Here is a 4605-nt window from a genome sequence, read left to right as displayed (position 1 = left end):
TGCTGCTGTGGGGCCCCCGCGACCCGATCTTCTCCGACACCTACCTCGACGACCTCGCCGAGCGGATGCCGCAGGCCGACATCCACAGGTTCGAGGGCGCCGGGCACATGATCGCGGAGGACGTGGAGTACGCACCCGTGGTGCTGGACTGGCTGGGTTCCCGCTCGCTGAGCCAGTCGAAGGGAACCGGGCCCGTCGACGAGCTCCCCGTCGACAGGCTCGGGGAACGGGCCCCCTCGTCGAAGCCGCTCTGGAGCGTGCTCGACGAGCTGCGCGACAGCCCCGAACTCGCCCTCGTAGACATGAACCCGCGGCGCACCGTGTCGTGGAAATTGCTCTCGACCCGCGTGCGCCAGCTGGCGGCGGGCCTGGTGCGCGCCGGAGTGAAGCCCGGCGACCGTGTCTCGCTGCTCATCCCGCCGAGCGCCGACCTCACCGCGGTGCTCTACGCGTGCCTTCGCATCGGCGCGATCGTGGTCGTCGCCGACGCGGGCCTCGGGCTGCCCGGCCTCACCCGTGCCGTGCGCGGCGCTCGCCCCGACCACGTGATCGGCGCCCTGCCCGGCCTCACCGTGGCCCGCGCGTTCTCGTGGCCCGGGCAGAAGATCTCGACCACGACGCTTCCCCGTGCCGCCGCCCTCGCCCTCGGCGTGCGCCACTCCCTCGGCGAGATCGCGCGGCTGGGAGCCGACGAGGCCCTGCCCGAGCCGCCCTCGGCATCCGCTGTCGCCGCCGTTCTCTTCACGTCGGGATCGACCGGACCGGCCAAGGGCGTCGTATACACGCACGCCCAACTCGAGGCCGTGCGCGACGCCCTCGCCGCGCAGTACGACGTGGGAGTCGGCACCGGCCTCGTCGCCGGGTTCGCGCCCTTCGCCCTGCTCGGACCGGCGCTCGGCGCCCGCTCGGTGACCCCCGACATGCACGTCACGTCGCCGCGCACCCTCACGGCGAAGGCCACGGCGCAGGCCGCGGCCGCGGTGGATGCGTCGGTCGTCTTTCTCTCGCCGGCCGCCCTCGCCAACGTGGTCGCCACAGCGGATGCCCTCGACGTCGCCGACACCGCGGCGCTCGCGGGCGTGCGCACTTTTCTCTCGGCCGGCGCCCCCGTGCCCGAATCGCTGCTCGCGGCGGCGGGTCGGCTCATGCCCAACGCCACCGGGCACACCCCCTACGGCATGACCGAGGGCCTGCTCATGACCGACATCACGCTCGAGCAGATCCGCGCGGCCGCCGAGGATGCCGCGGCCTTGCCCGAGGGAGAGCACGCCGGCGGCGTGTGCGTCGGCACCCCCTCCGGATCGGTTCGCGTGCGCATCGCGGGCCTCGACGAGAACGGCATGCCCGTGGGCTCCCCGAGCGAGCAGCCCGGCGTCACGGGCGAGATCGTGCTGTCGGCTGCGCACCTGAAGCAGCACTACGACAGGCTGTGGGCCACCAACCGCATCGCGGATGCCGGCGTCGACTCTTCTTCTTCTTCTTCTTCTTCTTCTTCTGAGCCGGGCGAACGCTGGCACCGCACCGCAGACGTCGGACACCTCGACTCGGCCGGACGCCTCTGGGTGGAGGGCCGACTTCCGCATGTGATCGTCACCGCCGGGGGTGTCGTCACCCCCGTGGGCCCCGAGCAGAAGATCGAAGCGCTGCTCGGAGTGCGCCGCGCCGCACTCACGGGTATCGGCCCCCGGGGCACGCAGCAGCTCGTCGTGGTGCTCGAGACCGAGCCGGCGGCGCGCCGCACGGCACTGGGCGACAGCGACCTCGTGGCATCCGTTCGTCACGCCGCGGGTCTCGACATCGCGGCGGTGCTGGTCGTCGCCTCGCTGCCCACCGACATCCGGCACAACTCGAAGATCGACCGATCGGCCCTGTCGCGGTGGGCCTCGGGAGTGCTCTCGGGAGCGAAGTTGAGCGCCCCGTGAGAGTTCTCGTCACGGGTGCGAGCGGCTTCCTCGGAGGCGCCGTCGCCCGCGAGATCGCGGCGGCCGGGCACGAGGTGCGCACCTTTCAGCGGCGCCCATCCGGTGCCGCAGGTGTCGAGGACGTTCTCGGATCGCTGCTCTCGCCGACCGACGTGATGCGTGCCGTGACGGGCATGGATGCCGTGGTGCACCTGGCCGCGAAGGTCTCGTTGGCGGGAGACCCTGCCGAGTTCGAGGCCGTGAACGTCGAGGGCACGCGCACGCTTCTGTCTTCTATGCACGATGCCGGGGTGCCGCGTCTCGTGTTCGTGTCGTCGCCATCGGTGGCGCACGCCGGGGCATCCATCGTCGGTGACGACGCGCGGCCGGCCGACCCGGCGCACGCGCGCGGCGAATACGCCCGCACGAAGGCGCGCGCCGAGTTGCTGGCGCTGGGCGCCGATTGCGCCTCGCTGCGCGTCGTGGCCGTGCGGCCGCACCTCGTGTGGGGTCCGGGCGACACGCAGCTCATCGAGCGCATCGTGGAGCGGGCACGCGCCGGGCGGCTTCCGCTGCTCGACACGGGCGCCGCGCTGATCGACACGACCTACATCGACAACGCCGCCTCGGCGATCGTCGCCGCCCTCGACCGCGTCGACGAGGTGCACGGCAACGCCTACGTGATCAGCAACGGGGAGCCTCGGCCCGTGGCGGAGCTGTTGGCGAGAATCTGCGCCGCCGCGGGCGTTCCGGCTCCCGCATGGTCTGTGCCCGCGGGGGTCGCCCGGGCCGCCGGCTCCCTGATCGAGGCGCTCTGGCGCGTGAAGCCGGGGGTGGATGAGCCGCCGATGACGCGTTTTCTCGCCGAGCAGCTCTCGACCGCGCACTGGTTCGACCAGCGACGCACTCGCGCCGAGCTGCAGTGGCAGCCCGCGGTGAGCCTCGACGAGGGTCTGCGCCGCCTCGCCGCGCACTACGCGCGTTTCTAGGTCAGGAGGAGCGCGTGGCCGCCGCCACTATCCACGAGGCCGCGCGCTCCTCCTGAACTAGTCACGCGAATCCGTGCGAGACAATGGACCCCATGCGCTTACTGCTGATCCGCCATGGCCAGACCCCGTCGAACATCATCGGAGCCCTCGACACGGGCATCCCCGGGCCCGGCCTCACAGAACTCGGCCTCGAGCAGGCTGCAGCGGTTCCGGCCGGACTCGTCGCCGAGCCGATCGGGGCCATCTTCGCGTCGACGCAGGTGCGCTCGCAGCTCACCGCCGCCCCGCTCGCCGAGGCCCGGGGCCTCACGGTCGAGATCCGCTCGGGCCTTCGCGAGGTGGATGCCGGAGACCTCGAGATGCGAACCGACGACGAGGCCGTGCGCCGCTACATGGAGATCGTCATCGCCTGGGCCGACGGCGATGTCGAGCGCCGCATGCCCGGCGCCGAGTCGGGAGTGGAGGTGTACGCCCGCTATGACGAGGTCATCGCCGAGGCGGTGGCGACCGGGCACCCGACCGTGGCGATCGTGTCGCACGGTGCCGTCATCCGCTCGTGGGTGGGGGCCCGCGCCGAGAACGTGAGCGCCGACTTCTCGGCCGAGCACTCGCTGGGCAACACCGGCATCGTGGTGCTCGATGGATCTCCTCAGCACGGCTGGCGGGCTCTCACCTGGATGGGCCAGGCCATCGGAGGTCCGGCGGTCGACGACGCCGCGCACGCCGGTCCGGCATCCGAAACACGCTGAGAGCCGGAGCACCCGTGGCCCACACGACCGAGCTGTCGCCCGACGTCACCGCGCGCCTCGGCAGCTGGTTCGACGACTCCGAGCTGGTGAGCCCGTCGATCAGCTACGCGGTCTTCGACCGCAGCGGCGTGCTGTTCCACCACGGAATAGGAGAGTTCCAGTTCGACGGCCGCGCACCCGGCGTCGAGACCATCTACCGCATCGCCTCGATGTCGAAGAGCTTCTGCATCGCGGCCGTTCTGGTGCTTCGCGAACGCGGTCTGCTGTCGCTCGACGATCGCGTCTCCGACCTCGTGCCTCAGTTTCGCGACCCGGTCGATGAGGCCGGCGTTGTTCAGCACGTCACGGTGCGGATGCTCATGAGCAACTCCTCGGGGCTGCCCGAGGACAACGGATGGGCCGACCACGAGCTCGCCCTCTCGCGCGACGGCTTTCTGGCCGTCGTCGAGGCGGGACTGGGCTTCGCGGGCCTGCCGGGCGTGGGATTCCAGTACTCGAATGTGGGGTTCTGGCTGCTCGGCGTGATCGTCGAAGACCTCTGCGGCCAGGGCTTCGAGCAGTTCGCGCGCGAGGTGTTTCTCGAGCCGCTCGGGCTCGCGAGCACGGGGTACAAGCCCGCCGACTTCGAAGGCGACGGCGCGGGCGGCGACGGTATCGCCCACGGCTTCACGAGCTACGACAAGGGAGCCAGCTGGGTCGCGCGCCCCGTCGTGGGCGGAGGCATCGGGTCCTGCGCCGCGAGCATGTTCAGCACGCCGCCCGACATCGCCCGCTGGAGCGCCTGGCTCTCCAGCGCCTTCGACCCGTCGAACACCGACGACGCGATCCTCAGCCGCGCGTCCCGGCGAGAGATGCAGCGCATGCACACCGTCGCGCCCGGTGCCGCAAACCGCTCCGCAGAACCGACAATCGAAGCCCAGGGCTACGGCCTCGGCCTCTACGTCGAGCACGACGTGCGCTTCGGCC

At 71.5% G+C, this 4605-nt stretch carries 4 protein-coding genes; all 4 read left to right on the top strand.

Going from position 1 to position 4605, the window contains the following annotated elements; translation table 11 throughout:
- Positions 1-1922, top strand: a 1922-nt coding sequence (locus ACE5CZ_RS11210) for an AMP-binding protein (protein ID WP_374947413.1), incomplete at its 5' end; no start/stop codon positions are given.
- Entirely contained in the window at positions 1919-2890 is a 972-nt protein-coding gene (locus ACE5CZ_RS11205) for an NAD-dependent epimerase/dehydratase family protein (RefSeq protein WP_374947412.1), read from the top strand. The genes ACE5CZ_RS11210 and ACE5CZ_RS11205, both read left to right, overlap by 4 nt.
- Positions 2891-2982: 92 nt before the next feature.
- Entirely contained in the window at positions 2983-3639 is a 657-nt protein-coding gene (locus ACE5CZ_RS11200; RefSeq protein WP_374947411.1) for a histidine phosphatase family protein, read from the top strand.
- 14 nt (positions 3640-3653) lie between these two features.
- A partial coding sequence (locus tag ACE5CZ_RS11195; RefSeq protein WP_374947410.1) for a serine hydrolase domain-containing protein occupies positions 3654-4605 on the top strand: 952 nt, incomplete at its 3' end.

Origin of the sequence: Agreia sp., assembly GCF_964263775.1 — a bacterium.
In the GTDB taxonomy this organism is placed as follows: Bacteria; Actinomycetota; Actinomycetes; order Actinomycetales; family Microbacteriaceae; genus Agreia.
This window is presented reverse-complemented; position numbering and strand designations above follow the sequence as displayed.